The 24,900-nt window shown below is 73.6% G+C and carries 24 protein-coding genes; 12 read left to right on the forward strand and 12 right to left on the reverse strand.

The annotated features are described in order from the left end of the window. Positions 1 to 118: 118 nt before the first annotated feature. Positions 119 to 1,153, forward strand: coding sequence for a PRC and DUF2382 domain-containing protein (locus J4709_RS45575; RefSeq protein WP_307802091.1), 1,035 nt, complete (start codon positions 119 to 121; stop codon positions 1,151 to 1,153). 228 nt (positions 1,154 to 1,381) lie between these two features. Beyond that, on the forward strand, positions 1,382 to 2,332 hold the full coding sequence (locus J4709_RS45580) for a GlxA family transcriptional regulator (RefSeq protein ID WP_208251722.1): 951 nt from the start codon (positions 1,382 to 1,384) through the stop codon (positions 2,330 to 2,332). Here J4709_RS45580 and J4709_RS45585 read toward each other — a convergent pair. After that, a complete protein-coding gene (locus tag J4709_RS45585; protein WP_208251723.1) occupies positions 2,293 to 3,558 on the reverse strand; it encodes an MFS transporter in 1,266 nt (421 codons plus the stop codon). The genes J4709_RS45580 and J4709_RS45585 overlap by 40 nt on opposite strands. Before the next feature lie 517 nt (positions 3,559 to 4,075). Between J4709_RS45585 and J4709_RS45590 the strand changes: the two genes are divergently transcribed. The 4 genes from J4709_RS45590 to J4709_RS45605 all read left to right on the forward strand — a co-directional run bounded on the left by J4709_RS45590 (position 4,076) and on the right by J4709_RS45605 (position 8,387). Continuing rightward, positions 4,076 to 5,992 (forward strand): glycoside hydrolase family 3 protein, encoded by a 1,917-nt coding sequence (locus J4709_RS45590; RefSeq protein WP_232385061.1) that lies wholly within the window; start codon positions 4,076 to 4,078, stop codon positions 5,990 to 5,992. Positions 5,993 to 6,165: 173 nt separating this feature from the next. After that, positions 6,166 to 7,002, forward strand: a complete 837-nt coding sequence (locus J4709_RS45595) for a patatin-like phospholipase family protein (RefSeq protein WP_307802092.1) — start codon at positions 6,166 to 6,168, stop codon at positions 7,000 to 7,002. Positions 7,003 to 7,045: 43 nt separating this feature from the next. Then, entirely contained in the window at positions 7,046 to 7,963 is a 918-nt protein-coding gene (locus tag J4709_RS45600; protein WP_307802093.1) for a 1-acyl-sn-glycerol-3-phosphate acyltransferase, read from the forward strand. Between the two features lie 22 nt (positions 7,964 to 7,985). Continuing rightward, the gene (locus tag J4709_RS45605; protein ID WP_208251725.1) at positions 7,986 to 8,387 is read left to right on the forward strand and encodes an RNA-binding S4 domain-containing protein; all 402 of its coding nucleotides are present in this window, start codon (positions 7,986 to 7,988) and stop codon (positions 8,385 to 8,387) included. Between the two features lie 2 nt (positions 8,388 to 8,389). Here J4709_RS45605 and J4709_RS45610 read toward each other — a convergent pair whose 3' ends face one another. After that, positions 8,390 to 9,850, reverse strand: a complete 1,461-nt coding sequence (locus J4709_RS45610) for an arylsulfotransferase family protein (RefSeq protein WP_208251726.1) — start codon at positions 9,848 to 9,850, stop codon at positions 8,390 to 8,392. A gap of 169 nt (positions 9,851 to 10,019) precedes the next feature. Here J4709_RS45610 and J4709_RS45615 point away from each other — a divergent pair, with 169 nt between their 5' ends. After that, positions 10,020 to 11,099 (forward strand): DUF6745 domain-containing protein, encoded by a 1,080-nt coding sequence (locus J4709_RS45615; protein ID WP_208251727.1) that lies wholly within the window; start codon positions 10,020 to 10,022, stop codon positions 11,097 to 11,099. A gap of 11 nt (positions 11,100 to 11,110) precedes the next feature. Then, positions 11,111 to 11,575, forward strand: a complete 465-nt coding sequence (locus J4709_RS45620) for a DUF8820 family protein (protein ID WP_208251728.1) — start codon at positions 11,111 to 11,113, stop codon at positions 11,573 to 11,575. A 20-nt stretch (positions 11,576 to 11,595) separates the two neighbouring features. Here the strand turns inward: J4709_RS45620 and J4709_RS45625 are convergent, their stop codons facing one another. Then, positions 11,596 to 11,763, reverse strand: a complete 168-nt coding sequence (locus J4709_RS45625) for a hypothetical protein (protein WP_208251729.1) — start codon at positions 11,761 to 11,763, stop codon at positions 11,596 to 11,598. Between the two features lie 273 nt (positions 11,764 to 12,036). Then, complete coding sequence (locus tag J4709_RS45630; protein WP_208251730.1) at positions 12,037 to 13,239, reverse strand: RNA-guided endonuclease InsQ/TnpB family protein; 1,203 nt, start codon at positions 13,237 to 13,239, stop codon at positions 12,037 to 12,039. Between the two features lie 229 nt (positions 13,240 to 13,468). Between J4709_RS45630 and J4709_RS55995 the strand changes: the two genes are divergently transcribed. Then, a complete protein-coding gene (locus J4709_RS55995; protein ID WP_208251731.1) occupies positions 13,469 to 14,665 on the forward strand; it encodes a phosphorylase family protein in 1,197 nt (398 codons plus the stop codon). Positions 14,666 to 14,672: 7 nt separating this feature from the next. On the opposite strand, the gene J4709_RS45640 is transcribed toward J4709_RS55995, so the two are convergent. Both J4709_RS45640 and J4709_RS45645 read right to left on the reverse strand, forming a co-directional pair. After that, the gene (locus J4709_RS45640; protein WP_208251732.1) at positions 14,673 to 15,722 is read right to left on the reverse strand and encodes a glucose 1-dehydrogenase; all 1,050 of its coding nucleotides are present in this window, start codon (positions 15,720 to 15,722) and stop codon (positions 14,673 to 14,675) included. A 77-nt stretch (positions 15,723 to 15,799) separates the two neighbouring features. Then, positions 15,800 to 17,608, reverse strand: a complete 1,809-nt coding sequence (locus tag J4709_RS45645; RefSeq protein ID WP_372442239.1) for a glycoside hydrolase family 15 protein — start codon at positions 17,606 to 17,608, stop codon at positions 15,800 to 15,802. Between the two features lie 170 nt (positions 17,609 to 17,778). Between J4709_RS45645 and J4709_RS45650 the strand changes: the two genes are divergently transcribed. Further along, positions 17,779 to 18,171 carry a DUF2267 domain-containing protein gene (locus J4709_RS45650; RefSeq protein WP_173098066.1) on the forward strand — a complete coding sequence of 131 codons (393 nt, stop codon included), beginning with the start codon at positions 17,779 to 17,781 and terminating at the stop codon, positions 18,169 to 18,171. A gap of 77 nt (positions 18,172 to 18,248) precedes the next feature. Beyond that, positions 18,249 to 19,310: a S1C family serine protease gene (locus tag J4709_RS45655; RefSeq protein ID WP_208251734.1), complete on the forward strand. Its 1,062-nt coding sequence runs from the start codon at positions 18,249 to 18,251 to the stop codon at positions 19,308 to 19,310. Here J4709_RS45655 and J4709_RS45660 read toward each other — a convergent pair whose 3' ends face one another. From J4709_RS45660 to J4709_RS55230, 4 genes are all read right to left on the reverse strand, one after another. Then, positions 19,311 to 20,264, reverse strand: a complete 954-nt coding sequence (locus J4709_RS45660; RefSeq protein ID WP_208251735.1) for a helix-turn-helix domain-containing protein — start codon at positions 20,262 to 20,264, stop codon at positions 19,311 to 19,313. Between the two features lie 74 nt (positions 20,265 to 20,338). Then, complete coding sequence (locus J4709_RS45665) at positions 20,339 to 20,872, reverse strand: 2,4'-dihydroxyacetophenone dioxygenase family protein (protein ID WP_208251736.1); 534 nt, start codon at positions 20,870 to 20,872, stop codon at positions 20,339 to 20,341. Positions 20,873 to 21,011: 139 nt separating this feature from the next. Then, on the reverse strand, positions 21,012 to 22,115 hold the full coding sequence (locus tag J4709_RS45670; protein ID WP_208251737.1) for a hypothetical protein: 1,104 nt from the start codon (positions 22,113 to 22,115) through the stop codon (positions 21,012 to 21,014). 77 nt (positions 22,116 to 22,192) lie between these two features. Next, positions 22,193 to 22,726, reverse strand: coding sequence for a potassium channel family protein (locus tag J4709_RS55230; RefSeq protein ID WP_208251738.1), 534 nt, complete (start codon positions 22,724 to 22,726; stop codon positions 22,193 to 22,195). Between the two features lie 71 nt (positions 22,727 to 22,797). Between J4709_RS55230 and J4709_RS45680 the strand changes: the two genes are divergently transcribed. After that, positions 22,798 to 23,919 carry a glycosyltransferase gene (locus tag J4709_RS45680; RefSeq protein ID WP_307802094.1) on the forward strand — a complete coding sequence of 374 codons (1,122 nt, stop codon included), beginning with the start codon at positions 22,798 to 22,800 and terminating at the stop codon, positions 23,917 to 23,919. An 85-nt stretch (positions 23,920 to 24,004) separates the two neighbouring features. On the opposite strand, the gene J4709_RS45685 is transcribed toward J4709_RS45680, so the two are convergent. Continuing rightward, entirely contained in the window at positions 24,005 to 24,415 is a 411-nt protein-coding gene (locus tag J4709_RS45685) for a VOC family protein (protein WP_208251739.1), read from the reverse strand. 10 nt (positions 24,416 to 24,425) lie between these two features. After that, positions 24,426 to 24,872 carry a helix-turn-helix transcriptional regulator gene (locus tag J4709_RS45690; protein ID WP_208251740.1) on the reverse strand — a complete coding sequence of 149 codons (447 nt, stop codon included), beginning with the start codon at positions 24,870 to 24,872 and terminating at the stop codon, positions 24,426 to 24,428. Positions 24,873 to 24,900: the final 28 nt, after the last annotated feature.

A 24,900-nucleotide genomic window follows, 5' to 3' on the forward strand; every position in this document is an offset into this window, starting at 1 on the left:
CCCGCGGCGGCGTCCGGTCAGTATCCGGCAAATCGGTGTTCATAGTTCGGTAAACGCGTTTACCGGTGCCCGGTACGGAAAAATCAGGAGGTAATCAGGCAACTCGGGGGTGTTCAACGTGCAGACGCAGACACAGGTGCGGGAACTCATGGGCATGAGCGTGACCGACACCCACGGCACCAAGGTCGGCACGGTCAAGCAGGTCTACCTCAACGACGACTCCGGCGCGCCGGAATGGGTCACGGTGCACACCGGCTGGTTCGGGATGCGGGAGAGCTTCGTCCCGCTGTCCGGCGCCCGCAAGGCCCAGGACGCGCTGCAGGTCCCCTACGACAAGGAGACGATCAAGGGCGCGCCGAACGTCGACGCCGACGAGCACCTGTCGCACGCCCAGATCGTCGACCTCTACCGGCACTACGGCGTCCGCCCGCCGAGCGGCCGCCGCACCGAGGGCGGCGAGGGCACCGCCGAGGCCGACGCGGACCGCCGCACCGGCACCGACCGCGGGACGGGCACCGGCCGCGGCACCGACATGGGCAAGGCCGGCGACCAGGCCGAGGCCGCCGACAAGGGCGCCGACCAGGGCACCACCGGCGCGCAGGGCCGCGCCCCGTCCGGCATGGCCGGCACGTCCGGCACCGCGGGCACGCCCGGCACCGCGGGCGCCGCGGGCGCCGCCGGAATGGCCGTGCACCCCGAGCGGGGCAAGGGCGGCGAGCCGCTGCCCGCGCAGCCCGGCGCCCCGACGCGGGAGATCACCCGGTCCGAGGAGCGGCTGCGCATCGACACCGAGCGGCACGAGGCCGGCCGCGTGCACGTGCGCAAGTGGGTGGAGACCGAGATGGTCGAGCGGACGATCCCGGTCAGCCACGAGGAGATCAAGATCGACCGCGAGCCGATCGCGGACGGCCGGCCCGACATGAAGATCAACGTCACCGAGGACGACGTGGAGATCATCCTCTACGAGGAGCGCCCGGTGGTGGCCAAGGAGACCGTCCCGGTCGAGCGGGTCCGGATCCGCACCGAGCAGGTGCAGGACGAGCAGACCGTCCGCGGCGAGCTGCGCAAGGAGCGCGTCGAGGTCACCCGCGACGACGGCACCTCCGGCGAGCACGGCGGCGGGACCGGAGGCGGCGGCCGGCACCGCGGCTGACCCCGGCCGGCACCGCACCGCCGGCACCCGCACGGCACCGCTTCCGACACCGCCCCGGCACGCTTCCGGCACCGCCGCCTGGCACCTTCCGAGTGACCGGACCGTGCGCGCCCGGTCGGCCCTTCCACCCGCAGGCCGGCCGGGCGCTCCGGCGCGCTCGCCCGCTGTCCGAACGGCGCTGTCCGGAACGGCGCTGTCCGGAACAGCTGCGGGCGTACGATTCCGGACATGGCCACCGTCGCGCTCGCCGTCAGCGAAGGGATCACCCTGTTCGAGGTCGCCGCGCCCTGCGAGGTGTTCGGCGTCGACCGCGGCCTCGCCGACCCCTGGTACGACCTCACCGTCTGCGCCCCCGCGCCCGTCCGGCTCGGCGGCTGGTTCCGGGTGGACGCCGCGCGCGGGCTCGACGGCCTCGCCGCGGCGGGCACCGTGATCGTGCCGGCCTGCCGCAACGTCCTGGAGGAGCCGCCGGCCGACCTCGTCGCCGCGGTCCGCGACGCGCACGCGGCGGGGGCGCGGATCGTGTCGATCTGCACCGGCGCGTTCGTCCTGGCCGCCGCCGGGCTGCTGGACGGGCGGCACGCCACCACCCACTGGATGCACGCGGCGCGCCTCGCCGAGCTGTACCCGCAGGTCGAGGTCGACCCCGGCGTGCTCTACATCGACGACGGGTCCGTCATGACGTCGGCGGGCAAGGCCGCCGGCATGGACCTATGCCTGCACATCGTCCGCCTCGACCACGGCGCGGCCGTCGCGAACGACCTGGCGCGGCGGCTCGTCGTCCCGCCGCACCGGCCGGGCGGGCAGGCCCAGTACATCCCCGCGCCCGTCGGGCCGGGCCGCGAGCACGCCCTCGCCGGGCTGCTGCCGTGGGCGCTCGCCCGGCTGCACGAGCCGCTGACCGTCGAGGACCTCGCCCGCCGCGCCGGGATGAGCTCCCGCAACCTCGCCCGGCACTTCCACGCGGCCGCCGGGACGACGCCGCTCCAATGGCTGCACGCGCAGCGCGTCCACCGCGCGCAGGAACTGCTGGAGACCACGGACGACGGCATCGACCTGATCGCCGACCGGACCGGCATGGGCACCGCCGCCACGCTCCGCCGGCACTTCCAGCGGGCCCTCGGCGTCTCGCCGGACGCCTACCGGCGGACGTTCCGCGCATCGGCCATGCCCGGCTGATCGTCCGGCCGTCCCGTCGCGGCGATGGCGCCGGGTTCCTCGCCGCGGACCCGGCCGGTGCGGGCCAGCGCGGCGAGGGTCAGGGCGGCGAGGCCCGTCACGGCCAGCAGGAGGACGGGCGGCGAAGCGAACCGTCCGGCGGCGGCCAGTGGGAACGGCGCCGCGAAGCCGACATAGGAGACGGCCTGGTAGGCCGAGGTCAGCGCCGCGAGCCGTTCCGGGCGGGCGAGCCGCTGCACTTCCTGGAGGCCGCACACCTGGCAGCACCCGTACGCCGCGCCGAGCACGAGCGCCGCCGCGACCACCAGGACCGGGCCGGCCGCGACCCCGGCCGCCGCGGCGGCGCCCGTCGCGACGAGCATCCCGGCGGTGACCAGGCCCATCGCCGTCATGAGCAGCCGCCGCGGCGCGCGGACCCGGCGGGCGAGCGGCTGGACGGCGATCCCCGCCGCGGCGGTCAGCGTCGTCACGGCCGCGCCGTAGCCGAGCGCGTGCCCGCCGAGACGGTCGCCGACCAGGCCGGGGAGGTAGGCGAGCGCGACCGACGCCGACCCGAACACCCACGGCGCCAGCGGCACGACGACCGTCCGGAACCGGCGCTCGCGCGCCTCGGGGACCCGCAGCGCGTCCCGCAGCCGGGGCGGCGTGCCCGCCCGCCGGGCGGTCTCCGGGGCTCGCGCGGCGAGGGGGAGCGCGAGGCCGGCGAGGATCAGGTGCGGGACGTACGGCGCCGTGGTCGGGGCGGGCGCCCACTGCGCGAGGACCCCCGCGACCAGCGGTCCGAGCCCGAAACCGATGCTCATCGCGATGGTCAGGCGGCGCGGTGCCGAGCCCGCCGCGGTCGCCGACAGCTCCTTGATCCAGGCGGAGCCGGCGCTGAACGCGGCGCCGCTCGCGACGCCGGCGACGAGCCGTCCGGCGAACAGCCATCCGGGGCCCGTCCCGCCGAGGATCAGCAGGACCGTCCCGGCGGCGGACGCGGCGAGCGCCGGGACGAGCACTCGGCGGCGCCCGTGGCGGTCGGAGACCGGGCCGCCGAGCAGCAGTCCGGGGACGAGCCCGAGCACGTACATGCCGAACGTGGCCTGCACGGTCGTCGCGGAAAGGCCGAGCCTGGCCCGGTACAGCGGCAGGAGCGGTGCGAACTGCTGCGCTCCCCATCCCACCGTCGCGACGGCGAGCCCGGCTCTCCACCAGGCCCTGCCGCCGATGCCGAAGTCGTTCATGGCGCCATGCTCTGGGGCGCGGCGCACACCGCACGAGCGGCTGGAACGACAAGGTCTGCGCAGTTTCGGACAGGGTTGCGGGCGAGGTGCCCGGCGGGTGCCGGACGGGCCGGGGCGGGGCTCCGGGCGGGGCGGTCGCGGCCGGGTGTGGCCACCGTGGCGGGACGGGCGGCCGGGCCGAGCCGCGGCCGGGCAGCGCGACGGCGGGCGCGGCGCTCGTCGCCCGACCCGTCCGACCGGCTTAATTCGACCCATGATTTAAATAGTGAATTTAGTCCCCGTCAACCCCCCGGCTCCATGCTTCGACCAAGATCATCTAGATCGGGCCGGGACTGCTTGACAGGTGATCAAGGCCGGGGGAGGTTCCTGGTGACGCTGAAGCCCGCCGCAGGGGTCATGGCCGTCCGGGCGCGCCGTGACCCCGTCCACCAGCCTCCGATTGGCCCACGTGGACGAGGGCGGGCGCGCGGTCCACCGGGCCGCGCGGCGTCGTCGCCGTCACGACCCTGGAGGGACCTTGCGACACCCCTGCACCCGAACGGCCACCCGGATCGGGCGTTCGCTGATCGCGCTCGCGGTCGCCGCGTCCGCCGTGCCCGCGGCGGCCGGCCCCGCCCTCGCGGGCGCGCCCGCGTCCGCGCCGTACCTGAACCCGCGGCTGCCCGTCGCCCAGCGCGTGTCCGACCTGCTCGGCCGGATGACGCTCGAAGAGAAGATCGGCCAGATGACGCAGGCCGAGCGCGGCGCCATCGACGCCGACCCCGGCCAGATCACCTCGCTCGCGCTCGGCTCGGTGCTGTCCGGCGGTGGCTCCGTGCCGTCCGACAACACCCCGTCCGGCTGGGCCGACATGGTCGACCGGTACCAGGCCGCCGCGCTGAGGACGCGGCTGAAGATCCCGCTGCTGTACGGGATCGACTCGGTGCACGGCGACAACAACCTCGTCGGCGCGACGATCTTCCCGCACAACAACGCCATGGGCGCCACCCGCGACCCCGCGCTCGTCCGCGAGGAGGAGCGGATCACCGCCACCGAGACGCGCGCGACCGGGCCGCAGTGGGTGTTCGCGCCCTGCATCTGCGTGTCCCGCGACCTGCGCTGGGGGCGGACGTACGAGTCCTTCGGCGAGGACCCGGCGCTCGTCATCAAGATGGAGACCGCCCTGGAGGGGTTCCAGGGGCGGAGCCCCAAGGACCTCGCCGACCCGACGCACGTCCTCGCCACCGCCAAGCACTACGCGGGCGACGGTGACACCAAGTACGGGTCGTCCACCAGCGGCACCTACACGATCGACCAGGGCGTCACCATCACCGACCGCGCCCACTTCAACAAGATCGACCTGGCGCCGTACGTGCCGGCGGTGCGCAAGTACCACGTCGGCAGCGTCATGCCGTCGTTCTCCAGCGTCGACTGGACGGAGGACGGGGTCGGCAACCCCGTCAAGATGAGCGCCAGCAAGGAGCTGCTCACCGACGTCCTCAAGAAGAAGATCGGGTTCGACGGGTTCCTGATCAGCGACTGGGAGGCCATCCACCAGCTCCCCGGCGACTACGCGAACCAGGTCCGGACGGCGGTCAACGCCGGCATGGACATGTTCATGGAGCCCTACAGCGCGCCGCAGTTCGAGCAGACCCTCCTCGCCGAGGTGAAGGCCGGACGCGTCGCGACGTCGCGGATCGACGACGCCGTCAGGCGGATCCTCAAGGCCAAGTTCGAGCTCGGGCTGTTCGAGCACCCGTACACGGACCGGACCAACATCAAGTCGGTCGGCTCGCCCGCGCACCGCGCCGTCGCCCGCCGGGCCGTCGCCGAGTCGCAGGTGCTGCTGAAGAACTCCGGCCGCGTCCTGCCGCTGAAGAAGTCGCAGCGCATCTACGTCGCGGGCGTCAACGCCAACGACATGGGCAACCAGGCCGGCGGCTGGACCGTCAGCTGGCAGGGCGGCTCCGGGAACACCATTCCCGGGACGACGATCCTGCAGGGCATCCAGCAGAACGCCAAGAACGTCACCTACAGCGCCGACGCGTCCGCGCCCACGGCGGGAAGCGACGTCGGGATCGTGGTCGTCGGCGAGAAGCCGTACGCGGAAGGCGTCGGCGACGTCGGCAACGGGCACACGCTCAACCTTTCCGACGCCGACCGCGCCAACATCGACAAGGTCTGCTCCGCCATCAAGAAGTGCGTCGTGCTCGACGTCGCGGGGCGGCCGCAGATCGTCACGGACGAACTGCCGAAGATGGACGCGTTCGTGATGTCGTGGCTGCCGGGCAGCGAGGGCGCCGGCGTCTCCGACACCCTTTTCGGAAACCGCCCCTACACCGGCCGCCTGTCCTTCACGTGGCCGCGCAGCGAGTCGCAGGAGCCGATCAACATCGGCGACAAGAACTACCACCCGCTGTTCCCCTACGGGTACGGGCTCCGCACCCGGCGATGACGATCTGAAGCCTTCCGGCGCCGGGCACCGACGCGTTCCGGCGCCGGAAGGCGGATCGCGGACCCTTATCCACAGCCTGTGGACGGCACTCTGGTCGCCGCATCGTTCCCGAATGCACGGGAGGCTGCCTGCCCTCGGCGATTTGGGGCGGTTTCTCGGGGGAGGAACGGGGGGTGGTGGAGTCGGGTGACACGGCGTTCGTGCTGGGCGGCGGGGGCGTGCTCGGTGCGCACGAGGTGGGGATGCTGCGGGCGCTGGAGAAGGCGGGGGTGGTCCCGGACCTGGTGGTCGGGACGTCGATCGGGGCGCTGAACGGCGCGTTCGTCGCGGCGGACCCGGGCACGGCGGTCGAGCGGCTGACCGGGCTGTGGTCGGACGACGCGGCGCGGGAGGTGTTCGGGGCGCGGGTGTGGGAGCGGCTGTGGACGCTGGCGCGGTCGGGGACGCACCTGCATTCGGCGGAGCCGCTGCGGCGGATGCTGGACGAGCTGCTGCCGGTGCGGGAGTTCGAGGAGACGGCGGTCCCGTTCCAGTGCGTCGCGGCGGGGATCGAGACGGCGATGGCGCACTGGTTCACGCAGGGGCCGGTGATCCCGGCGGTGCTGGCGTCGTGCGCGGCGCCGGGGCTGCTGCCGCCGGTGGAGGTCGAGGGGCGGCATTACTACGACGGCGGGCTGGTGCACAGCATCCCGGTGGGGCGGGCGGTCGCGCTGGGCGCGACGACGGTCTACGTGCTGCAGGTGGGGCGGGTCGAGCGGGAGCTGGCGCCGCCGCGGCGGCCGTGGGAGGTCGGGATGGTCGCGTTCGAGATCGCGCGGCGGCACCGGTTCTTCGAGGAGATGGCGGCGCTGCCGGAGGGGCTGACGGTGCACGTCCTGCCGGCGGGCGGGCGGCAGCGGAAGGCGGGGGTCGACTACGCGCAGATGCGGTACCGGGACGTGTCCGGTATCGCGGCGCACATCGAGCGGGCCTATGCGGCGTCGATGAGGTATCTCGAAGAGCAGGTGTGAAATGGTGCCGCCCCCCATTGTCCGGCGTTTGGTCTGTACACCGGTGCTTTTTCTGCTGACGGCGCTGGTGTTGCTTCTTTTTCCGGTGGTGTGGCTTTTCGGGGTGGTGTTCGGGCGGGAGCGGAAACGGGCCGTCCGGTTCCTTTGGTTCGCGCTGGCGTGGGGGACGCGGGAATCGGCGGCGGTGGCGGAGTGCGGGTGGCTGTGGTGCACGGGCCGCGGGCACGACGTGCGGCATTACGACGTCATCCGGCGATATGTGGCGGGGCTGTACGCGGTGGCGGAGCGGCGGCTCGGGCTGCGCGTCGAGGACGAGGGCAGCTGGGACGGGACGGGCGAGGACCGGCCGCTGATCGTCCTCAGCCGGCACGCGGGACCGGGCGACGCGCTGATCCTCGTCCACCATCTGCTCAGCGGGTACGGGCGGCGTCCGCGGGTGGTGATGAAGGCGGAGCTGCAGCTCGATCCGTGCATCGACATCGCCGCCGGGCGGATGCCGAACGTGTTCGTGAAGCACGGCGGCGCGGCGGAGCGGATCGGGCGGCTGGCGGAGGGGCTCGGCCCGCGGGACGCGCTGCTGATCTTCCCGGAGGGCGGCAACTTCTCGCCGGAGCGCAGGCGCCGGGCGATCCGGCGGCTCGCGCGGCACCGGCGGCGGCGCGACGCGGTCCGGGCGGAGCGGATGCGGAACCTGATGCCGCCGCGGCCCGGCGGCGTCCTCGCGGCGATCGACGCGGCGCCCGGCGCGGACGTGGTGTTCGTCGCGCACGTGGGGCTCGACCAGATGGCGTCGGCCGGGGACATCTGGCGGCGGGTGCCGCTGACCGAGCCGGTCCGGGCGCGGTGGTGGCGGATCGCGGCGGAGGACGTCCCGCAGGGGCGGGAGGCCCGGATCAACTGGCTTTACGCGCAGTGGGAGCGGGCCGACGCGTGGATCAGCGCGAACCGGATAAGTCGTTGACGCGGTCAATAGACTCCAGGGCATGGCGGACGAGGGGACGGTGCGGGTCGATCTGTGGATCTGGTCCGTCCGGCTGCTGAAGACGCGGTCGATGGCGACGACGGCCTGCCGCGCCGGGCACGTGCGGGTGAACGACGAGCGGGCCAAGCCCGCCACCGCGGTGAAGATCGGCGACGAGGTGCGGCTGCGGCACGACGGCCGGGAGCGCATCGTGGTCGTGCAGAAGATCGTCCGCAAGCGGGTGGGGGCGCCCACGGCGGCCGAGTGCCTGATCGACAAGAGCCCGCCACCGCCGCCGCGCGAGGCGCTGGTCCCGATCGGCCGCCGCGACCGGGGCGCCGGGCGCCCGACCAAGCGCGACCGGCGCGAGCTGGACCGGCTGCGGGCGCTGAACTCGACGCTGAACCCGCCGCCCGGCGGCTGACCTCAGACGCTGACGGCCTGGGCCGCGGACCGGCCCAGCACGGTCCCGTTCCCGGCGAGCGCCTCGGCGACGACGCGGGGCGCGACCGGCATGCTCGCGGCCGTCTCGAACCCGGTGCGGCGGGAGGTCGCGGCGACGGTGAGCCGCGCCGCGTCCGCGTCGGTGAGGAACCGCCAGGCCGCGACGTCCGTGGCGCCGTTCCAGCTCGCGTGGACCCGCATCCGGCCGCCGGACACCGCCGCGACGGCGACGGACGGCGCCTCCATCGGCCGCGCCGACCAGGGCGCGCGGTACGCGCGGTACGAGCCGGCCCCGGTCATCTCCATGACCGGTTTCCGGTCCGGCCCGTACTCGATCACCGTGGCGGTCGAGCCGTAGCCGACGAGCGCGTTCCCGCCCGGCAGCATCTGCACATTCCCCATGTACTGCCCGTAGGTGCGGCCGTCGGTGTACTCCCGCAGCAGCGTCGCCTTCCGGGCCCGCTCGTCGATCTTCAGGACGAGCCCGCGGGACGGACCGTCGCCGACGTTCGTGATGTGGTTGTCGAAGAGCGAGATCGTGGTGGCGTCGAGGCGGCGGGCGTCGTGCTGCCAGGCGAACGCGGCGCGGGACCCGATCGCGAAGTCGCTGCGCCTGCCGCCGAGCCGCCACCGCACCGCGCCCGTCCGCCGGTCGACGCAGTACAGCGCGCAGGTGTCGCGCGCCGAGATCAGCAGGGTGTCGCCGTAGGCCTGCACCGAGTTGACGTGGATCGGGTCGAACGTCCTGCCCTTCGTCCCGTCGGTGTCCTTGGTCATCGGCATTCTCGTCTCGGCGATCGCGATGTGGTCGAGCGCCTTCCAGTCGAGCAGCACCTCGCCGGTCGCGACGTCGACCTCCTGGACGCGGCAGCCGTACACGTGCCCGTCGCGGGGGCCGCCGATCGGCCGGAGGTCCGCGGTGACCTCGGGATATGCGGTGATCAGTGCGGTGCCGCGGTCGGTGAGCTGGAACTCGTGCAGGTCGCCGTCCATGCCGTGCCCGGCCCGGACCTCGGCGATCTTCCGGTACGTCCGGTCGAGGAGGATCCCGCTGCCGGCGCCGTGCCCGCCGGTCAGCCGCGCGCCCTCCCAGTAGGCCAGCACCGGCTCGCCCTTGTAGGTCTGCACGCGCAGGTCCGTCACGAGGTCGTCCGAGCCGCGGAACCACACCGGTTCGCCGTCGTCGTCGACGATGAGGGCGTCGGCGTAGTCGGTGCCGCGAAAGGGCGCGACGAACAGCAGCCCCGAGGCGACCGTGCCCGTGCGGCGCACGGTCACCTTCGGTGGCTGCTTCCCGGGCAGCGTGAGGTAGCCGGACGCCGGCGCGGCGGGCTCGGTGTCGGAACCGGTGGCGGAGCGTTGGAGCGTTCCGGCGGCGCCGGCCAGCGCGGCGCCGCCGGCCAGCACCGTCCCCACCAGGAACCCGCGACGTGACAGATCCATGTCGCACGGTCTATGCGGCCCGGCTCAGGGTTCGATGAAGGAACCCTGAAAGGTTCCTGGTGGCGGCCTACCTGACCGGAAGGGTGTGGACATCGCGGGCGGTCGTCTGCCACCATGCGGGCATGATCGCTGAAAGGGGCGCTGACGCCCGCATCCGATGAGCGGAGCCGTGCAGCGGGACGCTGCCGCCATCCGCGATGAATGGCTGGGCCGGGCACTGTCCGTGCGGCCCGCCGACCGACCGGCCGCCGAGGCGGCCATCTCCGGCCTCTACCGCCTGGCCGGATTCGACTCCCCCCGGTTCCACTGGGTCCCCTCGCCGCTCGCGGCCTTCGAGACCGTCCCGCCCGGCATGCGCCGGCGCCCGGACGGCACGCAGGTCTTCGACGGCCCCGCCGCGCGCACACTCGTCGCCTCCGCGCTGAGGCTGCGGCTCGACCTCGACGACCGGATCAGGAAGCACGGCGCCCGCGTGGCCGGACTGACCGGACTGGGCTGGCATTTCCAGAAGCAGGTGCAGTTCTCGCTGGCCCGCTCGGTGCGGGGCACGCTGGGAACGGCCGCGCAGGAGGCGCACGATTGGAAGCGCGCCGCGACCACCTGGTACGACAGGCTGTGCGTCTCCTGGGTCGCCTACTACGACGTCATGCGCCGGGTGGCGGGCGTCCCGTTCACGTCCGAGCAGGCCGGGCACCTCGATCTGTGGGGGACCGCGCTGACGTCGTCCGGCTGGTGGTGGCCGTACGAGGACGTGTGCGTGGTGTCCGAGCGGCCCGCCGCCGTCCGCACCGAGCCGTGCGGCGACGACGGCGAGGTGCGCCTGCACGACCCGGACGGCCCGGCGGTCCGCTACGCCGACGGCTGGGACGTGCACGCCTGGCACGGCACGCCGGTGCCGTCCTGGGTGATCGCCGACCCGGATCCGGAGCGCATCGACCGGGAGGCGAACGTCGAGGTCCGGCGGTGCGCGATCGAGCGCATCGGCTGGCCCGCCTACATCGACGGCGCCGGCCTGCGGCTCGTCGGCGCCGCGCCCGACCCCGGGAACCCCGGCTCCGAGCTGCGGCTCTACGACATGCGGCCGGACACCCGGGTGCTGCTGGCCGTCAACGGGTCGGTCGAGCGCGACGGGCACCGCCGCCGGTACGGGCTGACCGTGCCGGGCGCGCTCGCCGACCCGGTCGCCGCGGCGGCCTGGACGTACGGGCTGTCCGCCGAGCAGTACTCCCTCCTCGCCCGCCGAACCTGAAGGTGATCACCATGGAGCAGACCCTCGCGTCCCTTTCCCTGCAGACCGGTGTCAGCGTGCTCGACCACCTGGAGCGGTCGATGCGCATCCCCGTCGTCGACGGCCTCCAGGCCCAGGGCGACCTGATCGTGATCCCGCTCCGCCTCGTCGCGCGGGCGGTGAGGCCCGGCCCCGACGAGCCGGGGTTCGGCGGTCCCGGCGCGTGGCGGGACGTCCCGCCGGAGGGCGTGGAACTGCTGCGCGCCGAGGCCGGCGGCAACACGCACTCGCTCGTCGCCGAGCCGGGCACCTGCCGCTGGACGACGAACGTCGTCGACGACACCGGCCTCGCGATCGGCGTGTTCACCGCGTCGGAGGTCGTGTACCTGCTGCATCCCGAGCACGGCGCGTCGGGCTGCGCGCCGGGGACCTACGCCGTCCGGCGGCAGCGCGAGCACGACCGGCGCCGCGGCGGGATGCGCTTCGTCGCCGACTGACGCGCGCGGGGGAACGGCGGTCAGCGGAAGTCGAGGCCCTCGAACGTCCCGGACGAGCGCCACCGCTCCAGGTAGGAGAAGTAGGCGGTGGCGCCCGCCGGGTAGCCGACGTTCAGCAGCGACCACGGCGACGGCGCCTGGCCTTCGTTGTTGTAGTAGCCGGGCGTGCAGTCCGGCAGGAACCGCATCGTCGGGGTCGTGGTGCGCAGCAGGTCGAGCCAGGCCTCCTCGGCCTCCCACGACGACGCCGGACGCGGTGATGCGGTCGACGCCCTTCCCGCCGGTGTCGACGAGGCGGGTGCCGGGGGCGTTGAACGCCTGCAGGTACTCGTCGTGGAAGCGGGGCCGCTTGCACAGCTGCCGGTACCAGGCCTTGAGTCCCGCGCGGTCTCCGGCGGTGCCGCCGGTCTGGTTGGAGTTGACGTCCTCCCCCGCCTGAAGGAGGGGGATTCCAACCGTTCCTACGTCGATGCGAGGAGGTCGGGTTGAGGTTCACGGTTCACGGGCTGGGCTGCTGCCCGGCCTCCCCGCGCGGTCACCGTGCGTCCCACGGCGATGTCTCGGATATTGCATGCCGCGTTGACGTCGGCGTTGACCCGACGCCCGCAGGCGACGCATCGGAACACCGCTTGGCTCTCGCGGTTGCCCGGTGCGCAATGCCTACAGGAGCTGCAGGTCAGCGACGTATACGCGGGGTCGACTTTGACGACCCGTCCAGGAGCCTTGTCCTCCAGCCGCCGGGCAAGCGCTCCCCAGCCGGCCGCCAGGATGCCCCTGTTCAGTCCGGCTTTCTGCCGGACGTGGCGGCCGGGGTCGTCGAGGGTGCCGCGCGCGGACCGGGTCATGCCCCCGATGTTCAGGTCCTCGACCGCGATCACATCGAACTCGCGGGCCAGGCGGGTGGTGGTCTTCTCCACCCAGTCCTTGCGGCGGTCGGCCTGACGGGCCTTGAGGCGGGCGATGGCCGCCTTGATCCGGGTACGGCGGTTGGAACCCCGCTTGCAGCGCGACAGCTTGCGCAGCAGCCGCTGCAGCCGTTCGGCCTCCTTGACCGTCAGGCCGGGGACGTGGAGGAGGTCGCCGGTGGACACCGCCGCGCTGACGGTCACGCCCCGGTCCACGCCCACCGCCGCGCCGTTGCCGGGTGCGGGGATCGGGTCGGGGACGGTAGCGAACGCCACGTGCCAGCGGCCCGCGCGGTCCCTGGTCACCCGGAACGACTTGGCCCCGTCGGGCACGGGACGGGACCAGCGGAACCGCACCCACCCGACCTTGGGGACCTTCACCTCGCCGGTCTTGCGGTTCAGGCGCCGAACCTCCCAAGCCGCCCCGCGTTGGCCGACGATCCGGAACCCCTCGTACCGTCCGGCTTTCCGCCACGTGGGGCGACGGTGCGTGCCGCCCAAGAAGCTCGCCATGGCCTGCGCGAAGTCCTTGAGCGCCTGCTGCTGCACCGTCACCGACCCCGCAGCCAGCCACCGATTGGCGGCGCGGGCCTCGGTGAGCTGACGACACTGCTCAGCGAACCCCGGCACGGCCCCCCGACGCGGCGTCCACCACATGTTCTGCTCCACGGCCAGGTTCCACACATACCGGGCATGCGAGCAATGCCGCAACAGCGCCTCCTGCTGAGCAGGGGTCGGACGCAACCGGTAGCGGGACACGGCACGGAACCTACCGGCCCCCACTGACAACGTTCCGAGTTTCCTCCCGCCCTGAAGGACGCGGCATCCACGCATCAAGGGATGCGCGCCCGCCCTCGTCCCGAACAGAATGACATTCAGGAGCGTCCAAAGGCGACACTCGTGAACGAAGTTCGCAGAAAAACGATCACGTCGCGGGGCCGGATCGGGGATGCTGGCTCCGGACGGGCAGTCGGAAGGAGGCGCCGGGGTGGTCGAACGGAACGCGCCGCACACGGCCGGACGGGTCACGACGGCGCCGGCGGGGGCACCGGCACCGGCGGTGGCGGAACTCCTGGACGCCATGCACGCCATCGACGCGGACGGCTGGTACCCGGCCATCGACGTCGAGCGGCCGTGGTCGTCGGCGAATCCGCACATCACCGGGGAGTTCGCGCGGCCGAGCGCGATCCGCGAGTACCTGCGCAGGGAGCTGTCCGCGCTGATCCGGGCGGGCGCGAACGTGACCGTGCGGGCGTCGCGCCGGGCGCTGGCGTTCGACGATCCCGGGTTCTTCGCGGCGCTGGACGAGGACCACGTCGACCTGCGCGGCAAGAAGCTGTTCCTGTTCGGGCCGGAGCGGATGGCCCTGTCCCTCGACCGGCTCTGGCACTACTGCGGGACGCCCGCCGAGGCGTTCCAGCGGCACGTGCTGTTCACGAACTACGCGATGCACGTCGAGTCGTTCCGCGAGCGGTTCCCGGACGCGGAGGGCCCCGACCGCCCCGGCGTGCAGATGCCCGCCTGGCACCACCGCACCCCGGCCGGCGACGGCGTCACCCTGGTCGACATCGGCGTCGGGCCGTCCAACGCCAAGACCATCACCGACCACCTGGCGGTGCTGCGCCCCGACACCATGATCATGATCGGGCACTGCGGCGGGCTCCGGAACCACCAGCGGCTCGGCGACTACGTGCTGGCCACCGCCTACCAGCGCGCCGACCACGTGCTGGACGAGGTGCTCCCCACCGACATCCCGGTCATCCCCAACCACCGGCTCAACACGATCCTGCTCGACGGCCTCGAAGCGGCCGGGGCCGGGTACCGGCTCGGCGTCGTGCACACCACCGGCAACCGCAACTGGGAGTTCAACCAGCGGCGGACGCTCGCGGCGATGAAGGGCGCGCGGTGCATCGCCGTCGACATGGAGTCGGCGACGATCGCCGCCAACGGGTTCCGGTACCGCATCCCGAACGCGACGCTGCTGTGCGTCTCGGACAAGCCGCTGCACGCCGCGCCCAAGCTCTCGGACGGCGCGCGGTCCTTCTACGAGGCGAGCAAGCGGCGCCACCTCGACATCGCGCTGTCCGCGCTGGAACGGGTGCGCAGCGACTTCCCCGACGGCCTCCCGAACCAGGACGTCCGCGCGTCCGACGAGCCGCTGCTCGGGACCGAGACCCAGCACTGACCCGCCGCTAATCGAGCGTGATGACGACCTTCACGTCGTCCTTGCCCGCCGTGAACGCGTCCTGGAACCGCTCCAGCGGGACGCGCCGCGACACCAGCCGGCCGAGCCAGTCCGGGTCGGCCTGGGCGAGGGCGCCGGCGGCCGCCGCGTAGTGGTCCAGGTTGGCGTTCACCGACCCGACGATCACGTCGTTCTCCAGCACGATCTCCCGGTTGATGCCGCCCGCGTCGATCGTCAGCCTCCGCCCGGTCGGCGACACGCCCGTCAGGCAGACGATGCCGTACGCGCCGGTGGACGCCATCGCGCCGAACACGAGCTGCCCGACGCCGGTGGCCTCGATGACGATGTCCGGCTTGGCGTGCGCGACCGCGGCGTCCATCCCCTCGCTGTGGTACGTCGCGCCGAGGCTCTTCACCAGCTCTGGCTTCGGCCCGTCCGCCACCTGGTCGAGGACGTGCACGTCGAGCCCGCGCTGGACGCCGAGCAGCGCGGCCAGCAGCCCGATCGGCCCCGCGCCGGTGACCAGCGCGGACCTCGGCTCGTACCAGGCGCGCTCGCCGACCTTCTCGACCTGCTCCCACGCCTTCGCGACCACCGTCGTGGGCTCCATCAGCATGCCGACGTCCGCGAGCCGCGGGTCGAGCTTCACCGCGTAGTCCGCCTCGACCGTCCACGCCTGGCTGGCGTAGCCGTCGATCTCCTTGATGCCGCGCTCGGTGTATTGGCCGTTGCGGCACATGTCGAACTGGCCGTGCGCGCAGGCGCCGCACGGCTCCGGGTCGGGGCGCCGCACCACGCCGACCACCAGGTCGCCCTCGGCGAACCCGCTGCCGGACGGCGCGCGCCGCACCCGGCCGAGCGACTCATGCCCGATGACCAGCCGGTCATGCCCGGGCGGCGCCCACCCGTACTCGCCGGACGCGATCTCCCGGTCCGTGCCGCAGACCCCCACGGCCAGCCCGTCCACCAGCAGCTCGCCGTCGCCGGGCTCGGGATCGGGCACGTCCCGGACGGCCAGGGAGTCCTTCTGCCCGGGGACGACGGTCAAGGCGCGCATGCGGTTTCTCCTTCGGGTCTGCTTCGGTTCCGTCTTTACCTGTCTTCTCCGCGCCGGTCGCTCCGGCCGCCCGCGGGTCAGCCCCCGGCGCTCGCGCCGGCGGCCCGGGACGCCTCCGCCGCCGGCACCGTGCCGCTCAGATGCCGGGCGGTGTTGACCAGCCCGACGTGCGAGTACGCCTGCGGGGTGTTGCCGACCTGCCGGCCCGCCGCCGTGTCGTACTCCTCGCTCAGCAGGCCGAGGTCGTTGCGCAGGCTCAGCAGCCGCTCGAACAGCTCCGCCGCCTGCCGGCGCCGGCCGATCCCGTGCAGCGCGTCCGCGAACCAGAACGTGCAGGCCAGGAACGCGCCCTCCGACCCCGGCAGGCCGTCGACGCCGCCGTCGGCCTGCGTGTCGTAACGCAGCACGAACCCGTCCCGGTACAGCTCGCCTTCCACCGCGTCCACCGTCCCGACGACGCGCGGGTCGCCCCACGGCAGGAACCCCGTCGTCGGGATCAGCAGCAGCGCCGCGTCCACCCCCTTCGACCCGTAGAACTGCGTGAACGTGCCGCGGTCGGCGTCGTAGCCGTGCTCGCACACGTCCGCGTGGATCCGGTCGCGCAGCGCCCGCCACTTCGCCGCCGGGCCGTCCAGCCCGTGCTCCTCGACGCCCCGGACGGCCGCGTCGACCCCCGCCCACGCCAGCACCTTCGAGTGCACGAAGTGGCGGCGGTCGCCACGCACCTCCCAGAGGCTGTTGTCGGGCTCGTCCCAATGGCCCTCAAGGAAGTCGAGCAGCGCCTTCTGCACGTCCCACGCGCTCTGGATCGCGCCGATCCCGGCGTTGCGCCCGAGGTTCAGGCCGTGCAGCACCTCGCCCCACGTGTCCAGCTGGAACTGCCCGGACGCGGCGTTGCCGACCCGCACCGGCGCCGACCCCTCGTACCCGCCGAGCCAGTCGAGGGTGTACTCCGGGAGCCGCCGCGTCCCGTCGATCCCGTACATGATCTGCAGGTCGGCGGGGTCGCCGGCGATCGCGCGCAGCAGCCACTCCCGCCAGTCCCGCGCCTCCTCCACGAACCCGGTGCCGAGCAGCGCCTGCAGCGTGAACGTCGCGTCGCGCAGCCAGCAGAACCGGTAGTCCCAGTTGCGCGGCCCGCCGAGCTGCTCGGGCAGCGACGTGGTCGCCGCGGCGACGATCCCGCCGGTCGGCCGGTACGTGAGCCCCTTCAGCGTGATCAGCGAGCGGCGCACGGCGTCGTCCCAGCGGCCCTCGTAGCGGAAGCCGCCCGTCCACTCCGCCCAGAACGCCTCGGTGTCCCGCAGCGCCCGCTCCGGGTCGACGTGCCGGGGCCGCGGCTCGTGCGACGGCCTGTAGGTCATGACGAACGGGACCCGGTCGCCCGCCGCCACCGTGAACTCGGCGACGGTCGACATCCCGCGCCCCTCCAGCGCGACGGGCGTCTTCAGCCACGCCGCGTCCGGGCCCGCGACCGCCTCGAACCGGCCGTCCTGGTGCCGCACCCACGGCACGATCCGGCCGTAGTCGAACCGGAGCCGCAGCTCCGACCGGACCGGCACCCGCCCGCTGACGCCCTCCACGATCCGGACCACGTCCGCCGCCTCGCCGCGCGGCGGCATCGTGTCGATCAGCCGGACGGTGCCGTCCGGCGTCTCCCACTCGGTCTCGAGGATCAGCGTGTCCCCGCGGTAGCGGCGCCGTGTGCACATCCCGCCCGCCGCGGGCGCGATCCGCCAGAACCCGGCCGAGTCGTCGCCGAGCAGCGCGGCGAAGCAGGCCGGGGAGTCGAACCGGGGCAGGCACAGCCAGTCGATCGAGCCGTCCCCGCCCACCAGCGCCGCCGTGTGGAGATCGCCCAGCAGGCCGTAGTCCTCGATGCGCAGCGCCAAAATCCACCTCCGTGCTCGGTCTCCCGTCCCCTCTGCCCTACCCCCGGGGCCCGATCCATGTCAGGGGAACGAGTGATTCGGCACGTCACGGCCCGCATGGAGGCCGTGTTCACGGGCACTCCGGCAGAGAGGACCGGACGCAACCGGGCGGAGAGGGGACGACCATGAAGTACGGGCAGTTCATCGCGACGGTCCGCGACAACGGGGACTACAGCGGCCGCGAGGAGGCCGAGCGGGTCACCGAGGCGGTGCTGAGCGTCCTGCGGGACCGGCTCACCGAGGAGGGCGCCGACCATCTGGCCGCGCAGCTCCCCGAGCCGCTGGACGAGCTGATGCGCGACCGCGAGGACGCGCGGGCCGAGTCGTACGGGTCGGCGGAGTTCTGCCGCCGGGTCGCCGGGATGACCGGCGCCACCGAGCGCACCGCCGAATGGGACGCCGACGCCGTGCTCAGCACCCTCGCGGGCACCGTCTCCGGCGGCGAGCTGAACCACCTGCTGAGCCAGCTCCCGTCCGGGTACGCGCCGTTCTTCGGCAAGAACGAGCTCGCCGACTGATCGCGGGGGGCCGGTGCGGGCCGGGGGTGCCTTCCCCGCGGAAGGGGGAAGGACCCGGTCGGGGGAGGGGAGTGCTGGTGGACCGGAACGTGAGGTTGTTCGCGGGGGCCCTGACGGGGACGGCGCTGCTGCTGGCGGGCTGCGGCGGCGGAGGCGACGGCGGGAAGGCGCGGACGGCCGCCGCGGCGCCCTCGCCGAGCGGCGGCGGCGCCGCGCAGCTCCAGCAGGAGTACGAGCAGGTCGTCACGTCCGTGCTGCCCTCGGTCGTGAAGATCGAGACCGACCAGGGCGAGGGGTCCGGCGTCGTCTACGACGACAAGGGCGACATCGTGACGAACGCGCACGTCGTCGCGGGCGCGAAGCAGATCCGGGTGACGGCGTCCAGCGGCGGCAGCCCGCTGAAGGCCAACCTCGTCGGCTCGTTCGTGGCCGACGACCTGGCGGTCGTGAAGGCGACGGGCGGGAACCTGCGCCCCGCCACGTTCGGGGACTCCACGCAGGCCAAGGTCGGGCAGATCGTGCTCGCCATGGGCAACCCGCTCGGGCTGGCGGGCAGCGTGACGAACGGGATCGTGTCCGCGCTGAACCGGACGGTGTCCACCAAGCAGGAGGGCGCGTTCCCCGGCGCGACGATCGGCGACGCGATCCAGACCAGCGCGCCGATCAACCCGGGCAACAGCGGCGGCGCGCTCGTCACGCTGGACGGGCAGGTCATCGGCATCCCGACCGCCGCGGCGTCCGACCCGCAGATCGGCGGGGCCGCCGCCGGCATCGGGTTCGCCGCGCCCAGCGCCACCGTGAAGAAGATCGTCCCGCAGCTGATCCAGAGCGGGAAGGTGTCGCAGTCCGGGCGGGCCGCGATCGGCGCCGTGGTCCGGACGATCGTCGACCCGAACAGCGGTCAGCAGAGCGCGGTCGCCGTGGTGGAGGTGACGAAGGGCGCCGGCGCCGACAAGGCCGGGATCAAGGCCGGCGACCTGATCCTCTCGGTCAACGGAACTCCGACGCCCGACCAGACCGCGCTCGCGTCCGTCCTGGCGGGCCTGAAGCCCGGCGGCACGGTGAAGGTGCGGATCGAGGAGTCGAACGGGTCGAAGAAGGACGTGCAGGTCAAGCTCGGCGAGCTGCCCGGCGGCTGATCAGCGCCGCGCGCGGGCCTCGGACGGCGTGGTCCCGAAGCGGGCCCGGAAGTGCCGGGTGAAGTGCGCCTGGCTGGCGAAGCCCCAGCGGTGCGCGACGTCGGCGATCGTCGTCCGGGCCGGCATGCCGCCGCCGGTCAGCTCGGTGTGCGCGCGCTGGAGCCGGCGCTCCAGGATGTGCCGGGACGGCGTCGTGCCCGCCGCCTCGAAGATCCGGCCGAGGTGCCGGACGGACACGCCGAGGACCCGCGCGACCTCGCCGGGCGACAGCGACGCGTCGTGCAGGTGCCGCTCGATGTAGTCTCCGGCGACGATCAGCCGGCCCTGCAGCGCGGCGGGCGCCGGCCGGCCGCCGGACCGCTCGTCCGCCAGCATCCGCAGCACCCCGAGCACCGCCCCGCGCGTGCGCGCCGGATCGGCGGCGCCCGGCCGCGCCAGCAGCGACCGCAGCGCGACGACCAGCTCGCCCTCGCGCGCCGTCGTCCGCCCGAACAGCATCGGCGCGGGCACCCCGCCCGCCATGCACTCGCGCACGAACAGCTCGCGCGGCACGTCCACCAGGAACTGCCGCATGGCCGAGGAGAACCCGAACAGGTACGGCCGCCGCGTGTCGTAGACGACCAGGTCGCCCGCCGCCGCGGCGAGGCAGCCGTGCTCGTGCAGGAACACCGCCTCGCCCTTCACCAGCAGCGACACGAACACCGAGTCCTTCGGCGCGGACCGCGCGACCTGCGGCGTCCGCTCGATCGCATGTGCGTTCCCGCTGATGTCGGCCAGCCGGACGTCCCCGAGCAGGTAGTTCGCCTGCCGCGCGACCAGCCCCCGCTCGGCGTAGGACGTGCAGGACAGCCCGACCAGCTCCCGCCGGTTGTAGTCCTCCCAGAACCCGATCCGCTCGCGCGGGGCGACGTCCTCGGTGCTCGCGGCGGAGATCATCAGGTCGGCGGCCGGCATGGCGGGCTCCTCCCGATCGCGGCGGTCGGTCCTCCCGCGAGCCTATGCCGCCGTCCGACCGTCCCCGCCGGAGGTCAGCGGAAGAGGGAGTCGATGTAGTCCGCGCCCAGGCCGACCTTCTCGTAGTGCGTGCGGCACATGGCGATGTAGTCGTGGACGTCGAAGAAGCCGTCCGGGTCGCCGTTCTCGTCCAGCCAGATGAGCGGGCCCTTGACGATGAACAGCGTCTTCATCGGCTCGCCGGACTCGTAGGCGACCAGCGTGTGCCCCTCGCCCGGCGACTCGTAGACGAAGTCGCCGGCGGTCGCCGTCCATGGCCGCTCCAGGTACCCCCACTTGCCGGAGATCGTGTAGGCGAACACCTCGTGCGGGTGGTAGTGCCGGTTGACGAGGCCGGCCTGCTTCGCCCGCAGGACGTCCGACCAGGTGTTGTCCTTCACGTTGATCCACAGCGGCCGCGACCCGACCGTTTCGGTGAACGGCACGTAGTACCGGTCGTCGTCGGTGGCGACCTTCGGCAGGTACACCTCGGGCAGGGCGTCGGGCTTCAGCGAGTTCTCGATCGGCTTCAGGTTCTTCCAGAACTCCGAACCGGCTGCTTCGGGCATCGGGACGGCTCCTCCCGCTCGTGGTCGCGTGCGATGACCGCGAGTGAACCGCGGAGGGGCCGTCCCCGTCTTTCCCCTGCCGGACCTCACCGTTTGCCTGTTCCGGACATCCGCCCGGGGGCGCGCGGCGAGGTGCCGGTCAGCGGAGCGCTTCGCTGATCGGCGTGGACGAGTCGTAGCCGATCGACAGGATCGGCCCGTGCCCGGGCAGCCGCTCGATGTCGTTGATGCCGATGTACGCGGCGCCGCGGTCAGGGCCGTGCACGGTCGTCCACTGGCCGCCGCTGTAATGCAGGTATGTGGACGAGTGCTGGGTGAAGGCCGTGGACATCCACACGCCGCCGTGGCCGTCCGTCGTCAGACCCGCGTACGCGCCGGTCGACTCGGGGACGGGGATCTCCGTCCACGACGTGCCGTCCCAGTGCAGCAGCGTGTGCTCGGCGCCGATGATGAGGTCGGTCCGGTAGGCCCACACGTCCTCGGGCGAGACCGCGACGATTCGCTTGATGGCGCCCCAGAGCGGCTTCTGGATCCGCGCTTCGGACCACGCCGTGCCGTCCCAGTGGTAGAGGAACGGGGTGTCGGTGGTCCTGTCCATGCCGCCGAGCCACACGTCGTGGCCGGAGCGGGCCGAGATCGACAGCACCGCGAGCTCGCCGGCGGGGATGTCCTTCTTCACCCACGCGCCGTGCTCGTAGTGCAGGACGGCGGGCGCGGACGTGCCGTAGTCCTGCCCGGCGGCCCACGCCCCTCCGCCGCCGCGCGGCGCGGACACGTCGAGCCCGGTGAGCCCGGCGGGGAACGCGACCCGCTGCCAGGCCGCACCGTTCCAGTGGACGGCCGTGCCGGAGCCGTCGGCCTGCGGGTCACCGATCGCCCAGGCCGAGCGCGGGCCGGCCGCGGCGACCGCCCGCAGGCCGCCCCGCCCGACCGACGCGGGCAGCGCCTCGGTCCGCCAGGCGTGCCCGTCCCAGCGCAGCAGCGCCGGCGCGGACGGCGAGCTCTGCCCCCCGACGGCCCATGCGGCGTGCGGCCCGGCGGCGGCGATGTCGGTCATGGTGGTGGACGCGGGGAGCTGCGGGACGGACACGTCCTGCCAGACCGGTGCGGCGGCCGGTTCGGCGGCGGACGCGGCGGGAGCGGCGACGGGCGCGATGCCGAGCGCGGCGGCGGCGAGCCCGGCGGGGAGCGCCCTGCGGACGGCGGTGCCTTCGGTGAAGCGGTTCCTGATGCGGTACCTCAACGCGGTGCCTCCTCGGATGCGACGCCGCGAATATGCCAGCAATCACTGGGAAGATCAACAGTGCTGGCCGGACCCGGCTACCCGTGCTCGTCCGGCCGCGCGGCCCGCTCGCGCCGCTCCGCGCCCCTGCGCGCCGCCTCCAGGAGCACCCGCCCCACGGCGCCGAGGAACACCAGGTCGCCGAGCATCTGCACGGTCGTCAGGATCCGCGCCGCCGTCGACACGGGCACGATGTCGCCGAACCCGACCGAAGCGAACACCGTCACGGTGAAGTACATGGCGTCCACCTTCGACAGCCGCTCGGAGAAGTGCCCCGGCCCGCCGCTGTCCATCAGCCGGTACGACGAGGCGAACAGCACCAGGAACACCACGAGGGACGTCACCAGCGCCTCCAGCGCGCGCAACCACGGCGACGGCGAGCGGACGATCGCGTGCGCCTGCCAGGCGACCAGCACGCCCAGGCCCGCCAGCGACCCGAACAGCGCCAGCGTGTAGCCGGGCCCGAACCGCACGTTCAGCGGCGCCACCCCGTACAGGGCCAGCATGCAGCCGGTGGCCACCAGCATGCGCGCGATCGTCCGGACCAGCGGCCGGCGCCAGAGAGCTCCCACACCCTGTTGATCCCCACCTCACCCTCCGTGATGCTGGACGACCGCCCTCGCCGGATGCGAGGCTGCCGCACGTGCTGATCCTGGGCGTCCTGGCACTGGCCTCGCTCGCGGCCTGGCTCTACCTGGCGGCCGCCCACGGCGGCTTCTGGCGCACCCGGACCGGCCTCCCCGGCGACGCCGGTGCGGCCGATCCGCCCGCATGGCCCCACGTCACCGCCGTGATCCCGGCCCGCGACGAGGCGGACGTCCTGCCCGTGACGCTTCCGACCGTCCTCGCGCAGCGCTACCCGGGCCGCTTCGACGCCGTCCTCGTGGACGACGCCAGCACCGACGGCACCGCCGAGGTCGCCGCCGCGCTCGGCGCGTCCCGGGTCGTGCGGGCCCGGGAGCGGCCGGACGGCTGGGCGGGCAAGGTGTGGGCGATGTCCGAGGGCGTCCGCGCGGCCGGCGAGCCCGACTTCTACCTGTTCACCGACGCCGACATCGGCTACGCGCCCGGCGCGCTGGCCCGCCTCGTCCGCGCCGCGCACGACCGCGACCTCGTCTCCCGGATGGCCACGCTGAACACCGCGACCGGCTGGGAGCGGTGGATCGTTCCGGCGTTCGTGTACTTCTTCGCGCAGCTCTACCCGTTCCGCCGGGTGGCCCGGGGCCGCCGGACGGCCGCGGCGGCGGGCGGCTGCATGCTGGTCCGCCGCGCGACCCTCGAGGCCGCGGGCGGCCTGGCCGCCATCCACGACGCCCTGATCGACGACGTCGCGCTCGGCCGCCTCCTCAAGCGCGCCGGGGCCCGCTGCCGCCTCGACCTCGACCGGGACGTGGTCAGCCGCCGCCCCTACCCGCACCTGCGCGACCTGTGGGCGATGATCACCCGCAGCGCCTACCACCAGCTCCGCTACTCGCCGGCGCTGCTGCTCGGCACCGTGCTCGGGCTGCTGCTGATCTACGCGGTCCCGCCCGTCGCGGCGCTCGCCGGGCTGGCGTCCCTCAGCGCCCTGCCCGCCGCCGCCGGATTCCTCGCCTGGGCCTTGATGACCGCCACGTACGTTCCGATGCTGCGCTTCTACGGGCTCTCCCCGTTGCGCGCGCCCGCCCTGCCGGTCATCGCGCTCATGTACGCCGCGATGACCGTCGACTCCGCCCGTCTCCACGCGAAAGGCCGCGGCGGGGCGTGGAAAGGCCGCATCAGATGACGTCCGGTCACCGTGCCGCGGCATCCGCGAGCCGCTCTCCGGCGACGTCGTGTCCCGCACCGACGCCGACGGGTGACCGCTCGGGTCAGCGGGTCTCCTGGATGCGGATCAGGTTGCCCGCCGGGTCGCGGACGGCGCAGTCCCGCACCCCGTACGGCTGCTCCGCCGGCTCCTGGACGATCTCGGCGTCCGCGGCCTGCAGCCGCTTGAACGCGCCGTCGAGGTCGGGCGTGGCCAGCAGGATGATCGCGTAGGTGCCCTTCGCCATCATCTCGGCGATGGTGCGGCGCTCGTCCTCGGTGACGCCCGGGTCGGCGGCCGGCGGGTGCAGGACGACGGCCGTGCCGGACCCGCCGGGCGGCCCGACCGTGATCCAGCGCATCCGCCCGCTCCCGACGTCCAGGCGGACCTCGAAGCCGAGGACGTCGCGGTAGAAGGCCAGCGACGCCTCCGCGTCCTCGTGCGGCAGGAACGTCGAGTGGATCGCGATGTCCATGCAGATCAGGCTAACCCCGCGGGCCGCCGGACGGCGGTTCCCGGCGCCGCACCGGCCGCGTCGCGTGCCTGGTCGCGCAGGACGGCGGCTCGCCCGGCGCGCCCGCGGCGCGGCGCCGGTACACGCTGGGCGGGACGCCGACGAGCTCGGTGAACCGGGTGCTGAACGTGCCGAGCGACGAGCAGCCGACCTCGAAGCAGACGTCGGTGACGCTGAGGTCGCCGCGGCGCAGCAGCGCCATGGCCCGCTCGATGCGCCGCGTCATCAGGTACGCGTAGGGCGACTCGCCGTAGGCGGCGCGGAACGCGCGGCTGAGGTGCCCGGCCGACATGTTCGCGCCGCGGGCGAGCGCCTCGACGTCGAGGGGCCGCGCGTACTCCCGGTCGATCCGGTCGCGGACGCGCCGCAGCCGCGCCAGGTCGTGGAGGCGCTGGTCGGAGGCGGGTTTGCGGGCCACATCCGGATCGTACGCCGCACCTCCGACA

It is taken from the genome of Actinomadura violacea (assembly GCF_017573465.1).
Classification (GTDB): domain Bacteria; phylum Actinomycetota; class Actinomycetes; order Streptosporangiales; family Streptosporangiaceae; genus Spirillospora; species Spirillospora violacea.

What these genes read in the sequence shown, in the direction of transcription:
- J4709_RS45580 (WP_208251722.1), top strand. Translation starts at nt 1,382, where the DNA reads ATGGCCACCGTCGCGCTCGCCGTCAGCGAAGGGATCACCCTGTTCGAG.
- J4709_RS45585 (WP_208251723.1), bottom strand. Translation starts at nt 3,558, where the DNA reads ATGAACGACTTCGGCATCGGCGGCAGGGCCTGGTGGAGAGCCGGGCTC.
- J4709_RS45605 (WP_208251725.1), top strand. Translation starts at nt 7,986, where the DNA reads ATGGCGGACGAGGGGACGGTGCGGGTCGATCTGTGGATCTGGTCCGTC.
- J4709_RS45610 (WP_208251726.1), bottom strand. Translation starts at nt 9,850, where the DNA reads ATGGATCTGTCACGTCGCGGGTTCCTGGTGGGGACGGTGCTGGCCGGC.
- J4709_RS45620 (WP_208251728.1), top strand. Translation starts at nt 11,111, where the DNA reads ATGGAGCAGACCCTCGCGTCCCTTTCCCTGCAGACCGGTGTCAGCGTG.
- J4709_RS45625 (WP_208251729.1), bottom strand. Translation starts at nt 11,763, where the DNA reads ATGCGGTTCCTGCCGGACTGCACGCCCGGCTACTACAACAACGAAGGC.
- J4709_RS45640 (WP_208251732.1), bottom strand. Translation starts at nt 15,722, where the DNA reads ATGCGCGCCTTGACCGTCGTCCCCGGGCAGAAGGACTCCCTGGCCGTC.
- J4709_RS45650 (WP_173098066.1), top strand. Translation starts at nt 17,779, where the DNA reads ATGAAGTACGGGCAGTTCATCGCGACGGTCCGCGACAACGGGGACTAC.
- J4709_RS45660 (WP_208251735.1), bottom strand. Translation starts at nt 20,264, where the DNA reads ATGCCGGCCGCCGACCTGATGATCTCCGCCGCGAGCACCGAGGACGTC.
- J4709_RS45665 (WP_208251736.1), bottom strand. Translation starts at nt 20,872, where the DNA reads ATGCCCGAAGCAGCCGGTTCGGAGTTCTGGAAGAACCTGAAGCCGATC.
- J4709_RS45685 (WP_208251739.1), bottom strand. Translation starts at nt 24,415, where the DNA reads ATGGACATCGCGATCCACTCGACGTTCCTGCCGCACGAGGACGCGGAG.